The sequence below is a fragment of the Paenibacillus senegalensis JC66 genome, assembly GCF_000285515.1.
Taxonomy (GTDB): domain Bacteria; phylum Bacillota; class Bacilli; order Paenibacillales; family NBRC-103111; genus Paenibacillus_L; species Paenibacillus_L senegalensis.
Genome location: NZ_HE610961.1, coordinates 530999 through 546269, shown reverse-complemented (window position 1 = coordinate 546269; position 15271 = coordinate 530999). Strand labels below are relative to the sequence as shown.

Sequence of the window (15271 nt, the reverse complement as noted above, 5' to 3'; positions counted from 1 at the left end):
CACGCTTTCTATCTCCACTCTAAGTCGAGCATAGATCGCAGTCTTCTCGTCATCCTCAAGGGCTCTTTCGGACAAACAAAGCGATCATCCCGCTCCTTTCAATCCGCCGTATGAAGCTCGCGGTACTTGCCAGGAGTAATCCCTTCCAGCTTGCGGAACGAGCGGATGAAGTTCTGTGAATTGTTATAGCGCAGGAGCTCGGAGATTTCGCGGACGGACATTCTCGTTTCGACGAGCCATTTCTTGGCCATTTCATGACGGTAAGTGGCAAGATATTCACTGAAGGAAATGTCCATTTCCTTGCGAAAAACGCTGCTTATATAATTCGCATTATAGTGAAGCCGATCAGCGATGGATTCCAGAGTAATATCATTATGAAATTCATCGCGGATAATCTGGATGATTTGGCTGGAAATCGTTTTGGACTGCAATTTCGTCCGTTCCTCTACCGTTTCTATAATCGGCTCAATAATCTTCTGGCGGAACCAGGTCATCCTTTCCTTGTTTCCGAGCTTGAACAGCTTGTCGAAGATCGGCCGGCTCTCCGAGAACGATACGGCCTCGATTCCCAGCGAGCGGGTCAGCTGGATCAGATCGACCAGCAGCTTGACCAGAGACAGTTCATATTCGTTCGGCCCCGAATCCTTGACAGACAAATGGTGGAATATAGCTTTGAGCTGTTCATCGGCGGCTTGCCGATCTGCCAGTTTAATCGCGTCATGAAGCGCCTGCTGCAGGTGATGAGGGAACGGCAGCCGGGTGGAATAACCCTGCGGAAGATCCTGGAAGAATATAATGGCGCCGTCTCCGAGTCGGATGCGGTGCTTTAAGGCTTCCAAGCCTTCCTGGTAAGCCTGCTGCGCATCCTGCAGGCTGTTCGCCGTATTGCTGATTCCAAAACTGACGGATAGATTCAAGTAGGTTTTGACAGTAGATTGGATATGCTTGGCCGTCTCGGATAATGTTTGGGCAAAGGCGGAATCGGAGTCGTTCCGATTGACCATCATCGTCACCTGGGATTGCTTGAACAGCACGGGCTGGAAGCGCAGGTCCTCCGGAATAATTTCCTCAATCATGTTGTTGATAGCGAACATTAACAAATCGATATCCCTGTCCCGGTACTCCGTGCCTTCCAGTGTATCGATCTGCAGGACGAGAACGGAAAGCCCTTTCCATTGCGCCGGGTATTGAAAAGCCTGGAGCTTATCCTCAATTTCCTTGGCAGTCACTCCCCCCTGATAGCATTTCATCATGAAAAATGTTTTTAATTGTTCAATTTGAGTGGTGAGCTTGCTTTCCAGCTCGCTTTTGGCGTGCAGCACCGTATGAATCTGCTCCTGAATAAATTCGAATTCATCCTTGTCCTGGACAGTGTTTTTAGTCTGAAAGGCGCTAAAGGCAAATTTGAACAACGATTGGACCGGTTTGTAGATCTTCCGGGAACCGAACCAGTTCATGAAGAGGGCAGCGAGCAGCAGCGCGGCGCAAATCCAGAACGTAAACCAGCCGATCGTCCGGGAAGGCTTGCTAATTTCTTTCACGGAAATAAGTGAAAAGTAGGTCCATCCGTTATAGCTGGAATTGCGGTAGTTCACCATAACTTCCGATTGTCCGAAGCCGATGCTGAATTGTCCGGCAGAGACGTTCGAAGAAGCGCTCTCCTCCCGGAAGCGACTGAGCAGGCTTTGCAGATTGGCGCTGTGCAGCTCGGTCACCGCAGCGTTCTCGATCAGGATCGGGTTCAAGTTTTCATCCCAGATCATCACCGTCTCATGGTTGAAGTCATAAGTGAACAGCCCTTTGATATGGCAGGCGGGGATGCTGGCCGAGGCCAGTCCCTTCTTGGATACTGTATTCAAAGGCAGCTTCTTGATTAGCTGAACGCGAGTTCCGCAATCCGTCGTGCTGTCCGGGTCGGGCGGCGGCACAAGGTCCCCTTGGTACTCCTCGGAATGTAAATCGTCATCCTCCATGACTACTGCAGTTTCCTCCGCACGTTTTCTATTCTCCATGAAAGGGCTTTCCAAATACCACTGAGAAGTCAGCGGCAGCTCGAAATAGGATAAAAGCTCATCGCGATTAGTCGTTTTGTGAAACCGGTATAGCCCAGAATTGTCAATCAGCCAGTCCTTCTCGGTGCTTAGCAAAGTGATGTTCTGAATGCCTGTATCGAACGTCTGCAAATGAACCATCTCTTGTCGGATTTGGTTGTACAGCTGAAATTGTTCAACGGTAAGCGGTTCATCCAGAGAGGATTTAACGAGCCAGGAATTGACGAAATAAGTCATGGAATGGTCAATCGTTTTCAACAGCTGTTCCACATTGGATTGAATCTGGTACAGGCTTTGCTGCTTCGCTTCGTTAACTTGGGTTTGGATAGTATTGGATGCCTTCAAATAGGAAAAGATGCCGACAACCATAACGGGAATAGTGCTGAGAATGCACCCCAGTAAAAAGATTTTCAGGAAGTACCTGGTTGAACGTTTCTGCATGGGCTCTCTCCCAAAATTGGAGTAAATACGGAACGGTTACAGCTTTAAGTATAACGAAAAACGGGCTGCAGAGTGACAATCATTTTATAACATTTCATGTTCAGTCGGTGTCATATGCCCAGATTTTGAGCAAATGGAGGCAAAAGAGCAGAAACAGCCAGCGGCAGACAAGCTGCAGCCAGCCATCCTTATAAGGCAATCATTTCATATGGAATAATCCTGGAGTTAGATTCCTCCCCAGGGTGGAGGGTCTGAAAGAATGATTGTAGATGGAACATTAGCAAATAAGTATCGTGAAGATAACGCCGAATGTAAGGATGAATGAGACTCCGGAAAAATTGAACCCAATCGAGAGGAGAGCCGCACAAAATGAAAGCTTCCCCATCATCAATCCAATCTGCCCAGCTGGACCCGTTTATCGGTAAACCGCGGGGAAAATCCCGGAGAGCCTGGGGACGTTTTGTCAAGAACCGATACATTTACTTGATGATTCTGCCGGGCTTGGTTTACTTCATTTTATTCAAATATGTGCCTATGTGGGGGCTTGTGATCGCCTTTCAGGATTACCAGCCGTTTCTGGGAGTGTCCGGCAGTCCGTGGGTAGGCTTCAAACATTTTGAACGTCTGTTTACGGAGCCTACCTTCTGGATGCTGTTCCGCAATACGATTGTCCTGTTCCTTTTAAACGTAGTGATTTATTTCCCGGTACCCATTGTGCTGGCGTTGATGCTGAATGAGGTTCGTGTCGCGGTCTTCAAAAGATTCGTGCAGACCCTGATCTACATCCCTCATTTCATGTCGTGGGTTATTGTCGTGTCTCTCACTTATGTTTTGCTGACGACCCAGGGCGGGCTTGTCAATGAATTGCTTGCCGGCCTCGGCTTCAACAAGATCAACTTCCTGCTGGATCCCGACTGGTTCAGACCCTTGTATATTTTGCAGGTCATTTGGAGAGAAGCTGGCTGGGGCACGATTATTTACTTGGCCGCTATATCCGCAATCGATCCGCAGCTGTACGAAGCCGCGCGCATGGATGGAGCTAACCGCATGAGACAGCTGTGGCATATCACCCTGCCCGGCATCCGCAGTGTCATCATTGTTTTGCTGCTGCTGAAGATCGGCGATATTCTTGAGCTCGGCTTCGATCATGTCTTCCTGATGCTGAATGCGATGAACCGCGAGGTCGCCGAAATTTTCGATACCTATGTTTATACCGCCGGGCTGCGGCAGGGACAATTCAGCTACAGTACGGCAGTTGGCTTCTTTAAGGCAGCAGTCGGTCTTGTTCTGGTCATGTTTGCCAACTGGCTGGCCAAAAAATACGGTGAGGAAGGCATTTATTAAGAAAGGAGGTTACAGGCCATGGTTCGAGACAAATCTTGGGGAAGCCGTTTGTTTGAAATAGCGAATTACAGCTTGCTGGCGCTGTTTGCGCTTATTACCGTTCTTCCGTTCGTGCATGTGCTGGCGGGGTCGTTTACAACGGCGGAGGAATTGATTCAGAAAAAGTTTGTTTTGTTCCCTACCCAGTTTACGCTGGACGCTTACCGCTATATTTTTTCCACGGATATTTTGCTGCGGAGTCTGGGTGTGTCCATATTCATAACGGTTGCAGGAACCTTCATCAGCATGCTGCTCACTTCGATGATGGGCTACGGTCTGTCAAGGAAAGACCTGGACGGCAGAAGACTGTTTATGTTTCTCGTTGTTTTTACGATGCTGTTCAGCGGCGGCATGATCCCGACCTTTCTTGTAGTTAAAGAGCTGGGGATGATCGACACGTACTGGGCGCTCTTGATCCCTTCTTCCATTAATGCTTTCAATTTAATCATTTTGCGCAATTTCTTTCAGAATTTGCCTGAGGGCATAGAGGAGTCGGCGAAAATAGACGGCTCCAATGATTTCGGCATCCTGTTTCGAATCGTTATCCCGTTGTCGATGCCTGCCATAGCTACTATTTCACTCTTTTATGCCGTTTCTTACTGGAATGTATTCATGCAGGCGATTCTGTATATCGATGACAGCACGAAATGGCCTATTCAAGTGCTGCTGCGACAGATTGTCATCATGGCCAGCGGCATGCAGGGCGATACGAGCGATTTGGCCGGGGATTACGCACCGCCGGAGGAAACGATCAAAATGGCGGTCATCGTTGTCGCCACCTTGCCGATTCTGCTCGTCTACCCCTTCCTGCAAAAGCATTTTGCCAAAGGGGCGCTGTTGGGTTCAGTCAAGGGATGAGCGAAACCATGCGTGCTTTATTCCCTGCTTTACCATACAATTACTATTGTGGAGGTCATGAAAATGAGAACAATGCAAAAGGTTCGAAAAAGCTTTATGTTTGCCTGCGCATTAGGCTTGGTCACTGCATCGCTTGCCGGATGCGGCGCTAAGGAGGAGCCAGCCCCCACCTCTTCAAGCCCGACTCCAAACGAAAAGCAAGGCGGGGAGCCGGTTCAGGCTGAACCGCTGGAGCTCACCTGGACGGCGATCCTGTACACGGCCCAGCCGCCGAAAGATACGATCATTAAAATGATTGAAGAGAAGACGAATACGAAGCTGAACATTACATGGGTGCCTGATGCCGTGAAGGAAGACAAACTAAATACGGCGCTGGCCTCGAACACGTTGACGAAAATCATGACGATTCAGGATATTAAAAACTCCGCTTTTCTTAATGCAGTAAGGGCGGGTTTGTTCTGGGAGCTCGGCCCTTATCTGGATGATTATCCGAACTTAAGCCAGATGAACCCGACCATATTGGAAAACATATCGATCGACGGAAAAATATACGGGCTCTATCGCGAGCGTCCTCTCTCCAGACAGGGAGTCGTAATACGGAAAGATTGGCTGGAGCAGGTCGGCCTGGCCGCACCCACAACAATCGATGAGTTCTATGAAGTATTGAAAGCCTTTACTTTGAACGATCCGGACAATAACGGAAACCATGATACGTTTGGACTTACGGACCGCAACGACTTGAAATTCGGCGCTTTCAAAACGCTGTCCTCCTACTTCGGAACGCCGAACGAATGGGGCTTGCAGGACGGAAAGCTGATGCCTGAATTTATGTTTGACGGTTATATGGAAACGATGAAGTTCATGAAGCAGCTGTATGACGAGAAGCTGATGAACGATGACTTTGCGGTCACAAGCAAGAATCAGCAGTGGGAGAAATTCACCAACGGCGAGGCGGGAGTCTATATCGGAAACATGGTCGATGCCAAAAATCTGTACAACACCGCAGTGAAAATCAACCCGGACATCGAGTTGGACATTATTAACCGTATTGCGGGTCCTGACGGCGATCATCGGATTTGGTCCCAGGCCGGTCATAACGGAATATTTGCCATCCCGGTTACCGCTGTAGAAACAGAAGAGGAAGTGAGGCAGATACTCGCCTTCTTCGACCAGCTGGCGGAAGCGGAGCTGTGGGATTTAATGAATCTGGGCATTGAAGGAACGCACTACACGAAGATGGGTGACGGGTACTATCAGCAATTAGAAGAGGCCGCAGAGCTGCGTGAGAACGAAGTTCGTCCCTTGAACTCCCTCGTGGCAATCGAGAACAGCACGCTGAAGCCGTATGAAGATCCTCTGCGCGAGAAATACGAAGAGCTTACCTTGGACAATCTGGAGATCATCGTTCCCAACCCGGCCGAAGCTCTCGAATCGCAGACCTTCATTGAAAGAGGTAATGAGCTGAAGAAGCTGATCGATGACGCCACTTACAAGTTTATTCTCGGCTCGATCGATGAAGCCGGCTTCCAGGCCGAAGTGGAGAAGTGGCGCAGCAGCGGCGGGGACAAAATGATAGAGGAGTACAACGAGCACTATAACGCCAATAAGTAGGGCTTTGCGAGGGTCATCCGGTAATTGGCATTATGAAGTTTATGAAAGAAGAGGCGGCAGGGGGACCCTGCCGCCTCTTCCAGTGAGCCGCCGCGCCGATTGCTGCTCTCTTTCTTCCCTTAATCTCTCACTCCTGCCACTCGCTAGTACTGTCTCTGACGATGAGTTTAGGGACAATTTCGTCTTTTGCTATATCTTTATGCCATTCGAATAGTAAAATCTCGGCAGCCCGTCTGCCCATCGTCTCCGAATTCTGATTAAGTGTGGTTAAGCTTGGCAAAGCATACTGACTCATCATTATATCGTCATAACCTACGATGCTTAGGTCTGCGGGAATGCTTAATCCCAGTTTTCTTGCCGTTCTCATAGCTCCCAGTGCCTTGTAATCGCTTGTCGCGAAAACGGCTGTAGGCGGATTGGGCAGTTCGAGCAATTGGGCTAGACCCTGCTCACCCATTTCTTCCATCTCTTGATCCCCGATCACGACGGACACCAAATCAGGATCAAGCTCAATGCGATGCTGGGAGAGAGCCAGTTTGTACCCTTCCAAGCGCAAGGTAAACTCCTGGTTCATCTCCAACCGGGATTTGCCGGTAAGGATTACACCAATACGTTTATGGCCGAGAGACAGCAAATGCTCCGTTGCCAAATATCCGCCTGTTAGGTTATCGCCTATTACGTAGGGTAGCTGCAGATGCGGATAGTAAAAATGAACGGTAACAATCCTCCGATTCTCTTCCTTCCACAATTTAATTTTATCCAGTGAAAGTACATGCGGCAGACAAATAAGGCCGATTTCATCTTCTTCAGGGGGGAGCTCGTGGTTCTGCCCCACCTCCCAAATGTGAAAATCGACCCCGTTATCCTCACAGACCTCGTGAATGCCTGAAAGCAAGCCGTCATAGAAGCGATGATTAAACATATGTAGGTTTACGCCGCGGTAAAGCAAGTATACCTTGCGAATTTCCATTAAGCGATTAGAGGACAGCATGTCACTATTGTGGTTCAAAAAGCTGCCCTTGCCGCGCACGCGATAAATAAGCCCTTCGTTCACAAGCTCAGTCAGCGCTCGTCTTGAAGAGATTTCACTTGTATTATACATTCTGGCCAGCTCAATCTGTGTTGGAAGCGGCTGATCAGGTGTGATTTCCCCATGCTTAATTTTTCTTTTCAAATCCTCGACGATGTGCTGATAAATTGGTTTCTTTTTGTGCTCAGTCAATATACCCACCTCATTATTAGTAAAAAGTATACATTACATTGAATTAAAAAGCAACACAAGCAATATTCTCGTTAGTATTAAAGAAAAAAAGAGTATTGACTTCGAATAAAGAATACTATTATGATTCTAGGTATATTATTTTACTGTTTGGTTTTATTTTTATGTGACCTTAAGATGTTGATTACTTAGAAAATGAACAAGGAGGGATGAACTTGCGGGGATTAAGTGGAGTAAACAAGCGTATAGGTATTGATTTAAAGCCCATCATTATTACAAGTTAAGGGGAGTTATCCATGGTAATCAAAAAAGCGAGACCTTTTATGGCGTTTTCCATCTTTATGTTTTTGGCCATGATTATCACTGCCTGCGGTGGAGATGGGGGCACTGGAACAAGCCCGAGCTCCAGTCCAAGCAGCACTGTAGATGGTGAGAGTACCGCCAGCCCAGAGAAGTCCAAGGACCCTGTAACGATTAAAGTAGCTACCTGGGTCGGTAAGGACAATGAGCTTTTTCAAGCAATTCCTAAAGCGTTTACATCAAAATATCCGCATATTACAGTAGACTGGATTTTCGTAGATAAAGGTCCGGGAGCTGTCCATGACGCGGTGACGCAAAGCATTGCCGCCGGAGACCCCATTGACGTATTTTGGCACAATTCCTTCGTAGATACGGTAATTAACGATTTTGCTGAAAATTTAACTCCATATATTGCCGATGATGCTGAGTTTCAAGAATATGAATTTCTCCCCGGTTATTTAGAAACGTTTCAGTGGCAGGGAGATCAGTATGCGCTGTCCCGTGGAAATGATGTATTTCTCGTTTACTACAATAAGGATTTGTTGAGCAAATATGGGCTGGAAGCACCGGGCAACGAATGGACCTGGGAAGAGCTGAAGGAAATGGCCAAGGCTGCAACCAACCCGGCGGAAAATCATTACGGGATATCCAATCATGCGCTTTGGTTTCAATATGGCAGCACGGTTTTGCCTTATGTCAATGGTCACGCGGATAACTTCAATATGCTGAATGCTGATATGACACAGAGTGTGGCGGATCAACCGGAAGTGCTGAGTGATTTGCAGTGGATGCTAGATTGGGTAACGAAGGATCAGATTATGCTGAATCCACAGCGGGCGAAGGAAAAAGGTCTGCCGGAAGCGCAAGCAACTATGTGGGCGAACGGGCAATCTCTATTTACGCTCCATGTCTCCCCGAGCATCCCGGGTTTCAAGTCAAGCTTGGGCTTTGATTGGGACGTAGCGCCTATGCCGAAGGGAACCGAGAAGCAGGCTGGAATGAGCTTCATCAATCCGATGTTTATGACTAAGGCTAGCAAGCACAAAGAGGAAGCCTGGGAATTTATGAAATTCTGGGCAGCGACAATTGAGGGGCAGAAGCTATTGATTGACGCTGGAGGCACTTTCCCGAATACGGATAATCCTGAAATTGTCGAATATTTCAAAAATCACCCGCAATTCGAAGGATTAAACAGCGAAGCATTGGTGCATGCGACCAATATTGCGATGATCGATCCGACGATTGTCATGCTGGGTGGAAGCGTTAATGGAGATATGGTGATTCAATGGACCAATTCTCAAGGATATGGTGCGGAAGTAAGCCCCTACGATTACTTCCCGCCTGCTGTAGAAAAGGTGAATCAGGAACTCAAGGAACTGCAAGATAAGTATAACTGAAACGGCACCAGCTAAAAAAAGTGCTTGATCAAGGGCGCAGTAAATCCTCATAGAAGACAAGGGCCGCTTTGGTTAAGCTCCGCATCGCGCATCTCCCCGGTGCGCGATGCCAAGTTGGTCGTCCCGGTCGGGAAGGGAAGATTGCTGCATGGGCAACCTAAAGTTTTTGCATGTGAAGAAGAAATATCCCGGCGAACGGCGATTTTCAGTAGATGATTTTCACCTGGAAGTGAACGATGGCGAATTTTTAGTGCTGGTTGGCCCATCCGGATGCGGAAAATCGACTTTGCTGCGCATGTTAGCCGGGCTGGAGGAAATTACCGAAGGGGAAATTTATATTGGGGACCGGATGGTCAACTACGTGTCCTCCAAAGATCGTAATATTGCGATGGTATTCCAAAATTATGCATTGTATCCGCATTTGTCTGTATATGAAAATATCGCTTTTGGCTTGAGAATGCGGAAACTGGCCAAGCATGAAATCCACGAAAAGGTTATCCGTGCTGCTAAAGTGTTAGAGATTGAAGCGAATCTGAATAAGCGTCCAGGGCAATTGTCCGGCGGTCAACGCCAACGTGTCGCCTTGGGCCGTGCCATCGTGAGAGAACCGGATGTGTTCCTGATGGATGAGCCGCTTTCCAATCTCGATGCCAAACTGCGTGTGCTGATGCGGGAAGAGCTTACAAAGCTGCATCGCAAGCTGCACCGGACAACTGTATACGTAACGCATGATCAGATTGAAGCGATGACGATGGGCAACAGGATTGTCGTGATGAAGGATGGAGTTATTCAGCAGGTGGGGACTCCGAGGGAGATTTATCGTACCCCGCTCAATGTATTCGTAGCGGGATTTATCGGAACACCTCCGATGAATTTGATTTCCGGCACGATCCGCACAGAAGGAAAATGTTTATTGTTCGAGACCAGGCGCTGCACGCTGCAGCTCGGAAGCGATAAGCTTGGCCTGCTGCTCGGTTCGGGCTACTCGAGTAGAAATATTCTCCTTGGTGTACGTGCAGAGTATATTTCTTGCGTGCCCGCAGAAGAAGGAGAGTCAAGTGAGCGTGCGCTGGGTGGACGGGTCGATTTGCTTGAGTTTATGGGCTCCGATATTTTTCTGCATGTGCAGAATGAGGAGTTCCGCCTGATTGCTCGTGCCGATCCAATACATTGCCCGGTCTCAGAAGGTGATGCGGTACATGTGAAACTGGACTTGGAGAACATACACTTATTTGATCCGAAGACGGAGGAGCGTATATGTTAAACGCCAATCGTGGAATCGTTTTCGTGATGATGGCTGTACTGATCCTAAGTCTGCTACCTATGCGCAACATTCTAATCAGGCACGGTCCGGACAATTTGGTAAAAGCCCAGACGCCGGGGGGAGAAGCAGCTCCGGTTGATCCGGTTAGCTCCAACTCCAACCATACCGTAAATTTTCAAAGCGAAATACCGGCAATCGAATTTCTTGAGGTCTCGGATTCCGATAGGATTTGGCGAGATGGAGATTCCCTGGTATGGGATGGGGACGGCGGATGGGTAGAATGGAAGGTTAGCATTCCCGAGGATGGCGAATACCGGATTGGATTAGTCTACGATACAGTAAACGAACAAAATGCGGCGATTGTCCGGGGCGTCCAGATTGATGGCGCTTACCCTTTTCCTGCAGCGGAATCGCTTGTGTTGACTCGCCGCTATGAACATGTCTCATCCGATCCCTCCAAACGAAAGCGGCCGCCATCGCGGGAGGTGCCGGGCTGGAGGCTGGCTTGGCTGGCGGACTATAGTACCGAGACGGGGCCGCTTCGTTGGCAGTTGTCCGCAGGCGAGCATACGATTCGTTTGCTCGGAGAGGAACAGCCGGTCAGATTGCAGCAAATCATCATTAGCTCTTTTCCGGAAACGGTGAGCGAGAGAGATAGCGGCGGACCGGCTGACGAGCAGGCAGGCGAGAAAGCGTGGATTAAGCTGTTCGAAGCAGAAGATATCCATGCCAAGTCACATCCTTCTATACAACTGCAGTCGATGCAAAGCGCAGGAATGTCGCCACCCGCCGACGGCCGGATTCGGTTCAATGCTCTAGGCGGAGAACAGTTTCGGCAAAGCGGACAATGGGTCGAATGGACGTTTGATGTTCCGGCAGACGGCGAATATGAAATTGGCTTCAAATACATGCAAGCCTACATCAATAATATGAACTCATTCCGTCTGATTGAAATCGACGGAGCAACGCCCTATTCCGGGCTGAAAGAGGTTCGCTTTCCCTATTCTACAGAATGGCAGGGCATGACGCTGGCTCATTCTGATGGTGAGCCGCTGCGCTTTCAATTGAAAGAAGGAGAACATACCCTCAGAATGACCGTGATCTCGGCACCGATTAAGCCTGTATACGACGGTATTCTGGAAAATATGGACCGGCTTCGCGAACTGGAATATGCCATTCGTAAAGTTACAGGCAACTTTGATAAATTGACGGCTAACGGCAATGTGGATACCAGCCGGGACTGGGATTTGCCGAAATATATTCCAGACTTTCATGAACGAATCGATCTTATCGTCAGCGATCTGCTGGAGCTGGCCGATCTGCAGAATGCAGTGTCAACGGGAGGTCTGTCAGATCCGGAAAATGCATTGCGCAGTGCGGCTCGGGATCTGACGGAAATGCGCAATAATCCGGCGAATGTGCCAAACGAGTTGGGGAGATTCGCGAAGATCCAGCAGAACTTGAGTACTTGGCTATTTCGCCTGCTTGACCAGCCGCTTTTGCTGGACTACTTCTGGGTGGCGGAACCTGGTGCGAGAAAGCCGGGAACGACGCCTTCCTTCCTGGATAATGTCAAGCATGCCGCGCTGTCATTCTTTCGCACCTTTACGATAGAGGACGAATTCGCGAGCGATGATTCCGAGGCTATTGATGTGTGGGTGAACCGCGGCCGGGATTATGTCCGGCTGATTCAGGAGCTGGCTGAGGAAACATTTACAGCAGAAACCGGCATTGCTGTGAACGTGAATATAGTGCCGGACCCGCAAATGTTCATCCTCGGCAATGCGGCTGGCATTCAGCCTGATGTAGCCATGGGCATTGATCAGGCTATGGCGATGGACTTCTCCATGCGGGGAGCTTTGACGGATTTGGCGACTTTTCCTGATTATGAGGACACCGCCGAGCCCTTCCATCCAGGAGCCCTTCGAGTTTTTCATTATCGGGACGGGAACTACGCACTGCCGGAAATTCAAGATTTTCAAGTATTGGTTTACCGGACAGACATTCTGGAAGGGTTGAACGCTTCACCGCCAGACACGTGGCAAGATGTGTACGACCTGCTGCCGGTACTGCAGCAGAACGGTTATGATTTCTTCATTAATCCGAAAGATTTTATGATATTCATGTTTCAGAATGGAGCCGAGCTGTACACCGATGACGGAATGAGGTCCTTTCTCGATAGTGAAGAAGCTTATATCGGCTTCCGCCAATGGACGGAGATGTTTACTTTGTACCAGCTCCCCAGGGAAGTCCCCAGCTTCTTTAATCATTTTCGCAAAGGGGACATTCCGGTAGGGGTCACAGATTTTAATACGTATTTGCAAATTCAATTTGCTGCGCCAGAGCTGGCCGGCAAATGGAAAATCGCTCCCCTGCCGGGTGTACGCCAGCCGGATGGCAGCGTTGCTCGCTGGGCCGGTGGAGGAATGCAGGCCATTGCCATGTTTGAGCAAAGCGATAAGAAGGAGCAGGCGTGGGAATTTATCAAGTGGTGGGTTTCTGAGGAGACTCAAAGCCGCTTCGGTCAGGACATTGAAGCCTTATTCGGGCCGGAATACCGTTGGAACACGGCGAATATGGACGCTTTTGACAGACTGCCCTGGCCGGCGGAGCATTTGCAGACGATTAGCGAGCAAAGGCGCTGGTACAAGGAAGCTCCGCAGGTGCCGGGAGGCTATTTTACAGCGCGTCAGCTTGATTTTGCTTGGAACAAGGTCGTTCTTCAGAGCGGCAATATCAGACAGGCGCTGGAAACAGCGGTCTCAGACATCAACAGGGAGATGACTCGCAAGCAAGTTGAATTTGGGCTCCGCGACAGGACGGGGACCATTCTGGAGAAGCTGTATATCCCTCCGGTTACGGAGCCATGGAACAGGGGACGAGAGTGATGAAGCCAACGATTGTGAATAGCAGCCGCCTTGGGAAAAGGATGGGAACCGGTAAAGGTCTGTCTTTTATGCGGAGTATTTGGCGCTATAGAATTTCTTATTTGTTCATAGCCCCGTTCATGATTACCTTCCTGCTGTTCATTTTTATCCCGGTAGTGGTGGCGATCGTGTTATCCTTCTTCTCCTTTGACGCGATCTCCAGTCCGCGATGGATTGGCTGGGACAATTTTTTGGCGATTTGGACCCAGGACCGCATTTTTTTGCAATATGCCATCCCCAATACGTTTAAATTTGCTGTTATTGTAGGTCCGGGCGGATACATGCTGTCTTTCTTTCTGGCCTGGCTGATTCATCAGCTGCCCAAGGCCATCCGTGACTACTTTACTCTGGCCCTGTATGCTCCATCATTGGCGGCAGGTGCCGCATTTATTGTCGTTTGGCCGGTCATGTTCAGCGGCGACCGTGTGGGGTATGTCAACAATGTTTTGCTGAAAATGGGGGTGCTCGACCAGCCGAAGCTGTGGCTGCAGGATCCGGAGCTGTTCATGACGATCATGATCATTATCACGTTATGGTCGAGTATGGGGGTAGGCTTCCTGGCTATGCTCGCCGGGCTGCAAACGGTAAATCGGGAGCTTTATGATGCCGGACATATTGACGGAATTTCCAATCGTATTCAAGAAATTTATTACATTACGATTCCGGCGATCAAGCCGCAAATGCTGTTCGGTGCGGTCATGTCGGTAGTGGGCACGTTAAAAGCCGGCTCCATCGGCTCCCTGCTGTCGGTTGCTGCGAGCGGCTCGCCTATTACGCCGCAATATTCCGGACATTTAATTATTAATCATGTGGACGACTTCGCCATGATCCGCTATGAGCTCGGGTATGCAGCGGCTTTATCGGTCATCCTTCTGCTTGCCATGTACGCGGCTAATAAGCTTGCTTTCAAACTGTTCGGCACGAAAGGAGAAGAGTAGCATGCGTCATATATGGAGTTTTTGGACAAAGACGGATGCCTTTCAAAAAATAGCCTTTCTCTGCTTGACAATCCTGGCTTTGTTTATGGCGCTGCCTATCATTTATACGATTAATCATGCTTTCAAGCCGATTAACGAGCTGTTTTTGTACCCTCCCCGTTTTTGGGTCAATGAACCGACGCTGCAAAATTTCAAGGATTTGTTTCTAAAGGCACAAACGCTGGTTGTCCCGTTCACACGCTATTTGTTTAACAGCTTGTTCTCCACCGGACTTACGGTCGTCATTGCTGTGCTGATCAGTGCGATGGCTGCCTATGTCCTGTCCAAACACCGTTTTCCTGGAGCAAAGCTCGTGTTTGCGATGATTATTTTCGCCCTTATGTTCGCCCCGGAAACGGTAGCCATTCCCCGTTATTTGGTTGTCGCGAACATGGGCATTATGAACACCTACCTCGCTCACATGCTGCCTTTGCTGGCTGCGCCTGTCTCCGTCTTTCTCATGAAGCAGTTTATGGACCAGGTCCCAGGCGAACTGCTCGACGCAGCCAAAATAGACGGAGCCGGAGAATTCACCTTGTTCGCGAAAATTGTAATGCCCATCTGCCTTCCCGCTGTAGCCACTGTGGCCATTCTGGCCTTTCAATCATCGTGGCAGCAGACCGAAACGTCCAATCTCTATATCCAGGAGGAAGTGATGAAGACCCTGCCTTACTACGTGGCTACATTAACGAACGGGATTGCAAATAATGTAGTCGGGCAAGGGGTAGCCGCAGCGGCAACGCTGTTGTTGTTCGTACCGAATTTAATCATCTTCCTGCTGTTTCAGCGGAAAGTAATGGCGACGATGGCGAATTCGGGAATTAAATGACGAATTGGGGAAAA

The 15271-nt window shown here is 49.1% G+C and carries 10 protein-coding genes; 8 read left to right on the top strand and 2 right to left on the bottom strand.

The window, feature by feature from the left end:
• Nucleotides 1-98: 98 nt before the first annotated feature.
• Nucleotides 99-2492 (bottom strand): helix-turn-helix transcriptional regulator, encoded by a 2394-nt coding sequence (locus PSHG_RS20955; RefSeq protein ID WP_010277269.1) that lies wholly within the window; start codon nucleotides 2490-2492, stop codon nucleotides 99-101.
• A gap of 369 nt (nucleotides 2493-2861) precedes the next feature.
• Here PSHG_RS20955 and PSHG_RS20945 point away from each other — a divergent pair, with 369 nt between their 5' ends.
• From PSHG_RS20945 to PSHG_RS20935, 3 genes are all read left to right on the top strand, one after another.
• Nucleotides 2862-3836, top strand: a complete 975-nt coding sequence (locus tag PSHG_RS20945) for an ABC transporter permease (protein ID WP_010277267.1) — start codon at nucleotides 2862-2864, stop codon at nucleotides 3834-3836.
• A gap of 18 nt (nucleotides 3837-3854) precedes the next feature.
• A complete protein-coding gene (locus tag PSHG_RS20940) occupies nucleotides 3855-4733 on the top strand; it encodes a carbohydrate ABC transporter permease (protein ID WP_010277264.1) in 879 nt (292 codons plus the stop codon).
• 72 nt (nucleotides 4734-4805) lie between these two features.
• Nucleotides 4806-6344: an extracellular solute-binding protein gene (locus tag PSHG_RS20935; protein WP_392392030.1), complete on the top strand. Its 1539-nt coding sequence runs from the start codon at nucleotides 4806-4808 to the stop codon at nucleotides 6342-6344.
• 127 nt (nucleotides 6345-6471) lie between these two features.
• Here the strand turns inward: PSHG_RS20935 and PSHG_RS20930 are convergent, their stop codons facing one another.
• Nucleotides 6472-7575, bottom strand: coding sequence for a substrate-binding domain-containing protein (locus PSHG_RS20930; protein ID WP_392392025.1), 1104 nt, complete (start codon nucleotides 7573-7575; stop codon nucleotides 6472-6474).
• Nucleotides 7576-7859: 284 nt separating this feature from the next.
• Here PSHG_RS20930 and PSHG_RS20925 point away from each other — a divergent pair, with 284 nt between their 5' ends.
• From PSHG_RS20925 to PSHG_RS20905, 5 genes are all read left to right on the top strand, one after another.
• The gene (locus tag PSHG_RS20925; RefSeq protein WP_010277255.1) at nucleotides 7860-9260 is read left to right on the top strand and encodes an ABC transporter substrate-binding protein; all 1401 of its coding nucleotides are present in this window, start codon (nucleotides 7860-7862) and stop codon (nucleotides 9258-9260) included.
• A gap of 148 nt (nucleotides 9261-9408) precedes the next feature.
• Nucleotides 9409-10524, top strand: coding sequence for an ABC transporter ATP-binding protein (locus PSHG_RS20920; protein ID WP_010277254.1), 1116 nt, complete (start codon nucleotides 9409-9411; stop codon nucleotides 10522-10524).
• Complete coding sequence (locus tag PSHG_RS28540; RefSeq protein WP_010277251.1) at nucleotides 10518-13412, top strand: extracellular solute-binding protein; 2895 nt, start codon at nucleotides 10518-10520, stop codon at nucleotides 13410-13412. Before PSHG_RS20920 ends, PSHG_RS28540 begins: the two co-directional genes overlap by 7 nt.
• A complete protein-coding gene (locus PSHG_RS20910) occupies nucleotides 13412-14389 on the top strand; it encodes a carbohydrate ABC transporter permease (RefSeq protein ID WP_010277247.1) in 978 nt (325 codons plus the stop codon). The genes PSHG_RS28540 and PSHG_RS20910 overlap by 1 nt, the downstream gene beginning before the upstream one ends.
• Before the next feature lies 1 nt (nucleotide 14390).
• Entirely contained in the window at nucleotides 14391-15257 is an 867-nt protein-coding gene (locus tag PSHG_RS20905) for a carbohydrate ABC transporter permease (protein WP_010277244.1), read from the top strand.
• Nucleotides 15258-15271: the final 14 nt, after the last annotated feature.

Bases quoted from the DNA above. Each gene is read 5' to 3' on its own strand.
- PSHG_RS20905 (WP_010277244.1), top strand. From the start codon at position 14,391: ATGCGTCATATATGGAGTTTTTGGACAAAGACGGATGCCTTTCAAAAA.
- PSHG_RS20920 (WP_010277254.1), top strand. From the start codon at position 9,409: ATGGGCAACCTAAAGTTTTTGCATGTGAAGAAGAAATATCCCGGCGAA.
- PSHG_RS20940 (WP_010277264.1), top strand. From the start codon at position 3,855: ATGGTTCGAGACAAATCTTGGGGAAGCCGTTTGTTTGAAATAGCGAAT.
- PSHG_RS20955 (WP_010277269.1), bottom strand. From the start codon at position 2,492: ATGCAGAAACGTTCAACCAGGTACTTCCTGAAAATCTTTTTACTGGGG.
- PSHG_RS20945 (WP_010277267.1), top strand. From the start codon at position 2,862: ATGAAAGCTTCCCCATCATCAATCCAATCTGCCCAGCTGGACCCGTTT.
- PSHG_RS28540 (WP_010277251.1), top strand. From the start codon at position 10,518: ATGTTAAACGCCAATCGTGGAATCGTTTTCGTGATGATGGCTGTACTG.
- PSHG_RS20935 (WP_392392030.1), top strand. From the start codon at position 4,806: ATGCAAAAGGTTCGAAAAAGCTTTATGTTTGCCTGCGCATTAGGCTTG.
- PSHG_RS20910 (WP_010277247.1), top strand. From the start codon at position 13,412: ATGAAGCCAACGATTGTGAATAGCAGCCGCCTTGGGAAAAGGATGGGA.
- PSHG_RS20925 (WP_010277255.1), top strand. From the start codon at position 7,860: ATGGTAATCAAAAAAGCGAGACCTTTTATGGCGTTTTCCATCTTTATG.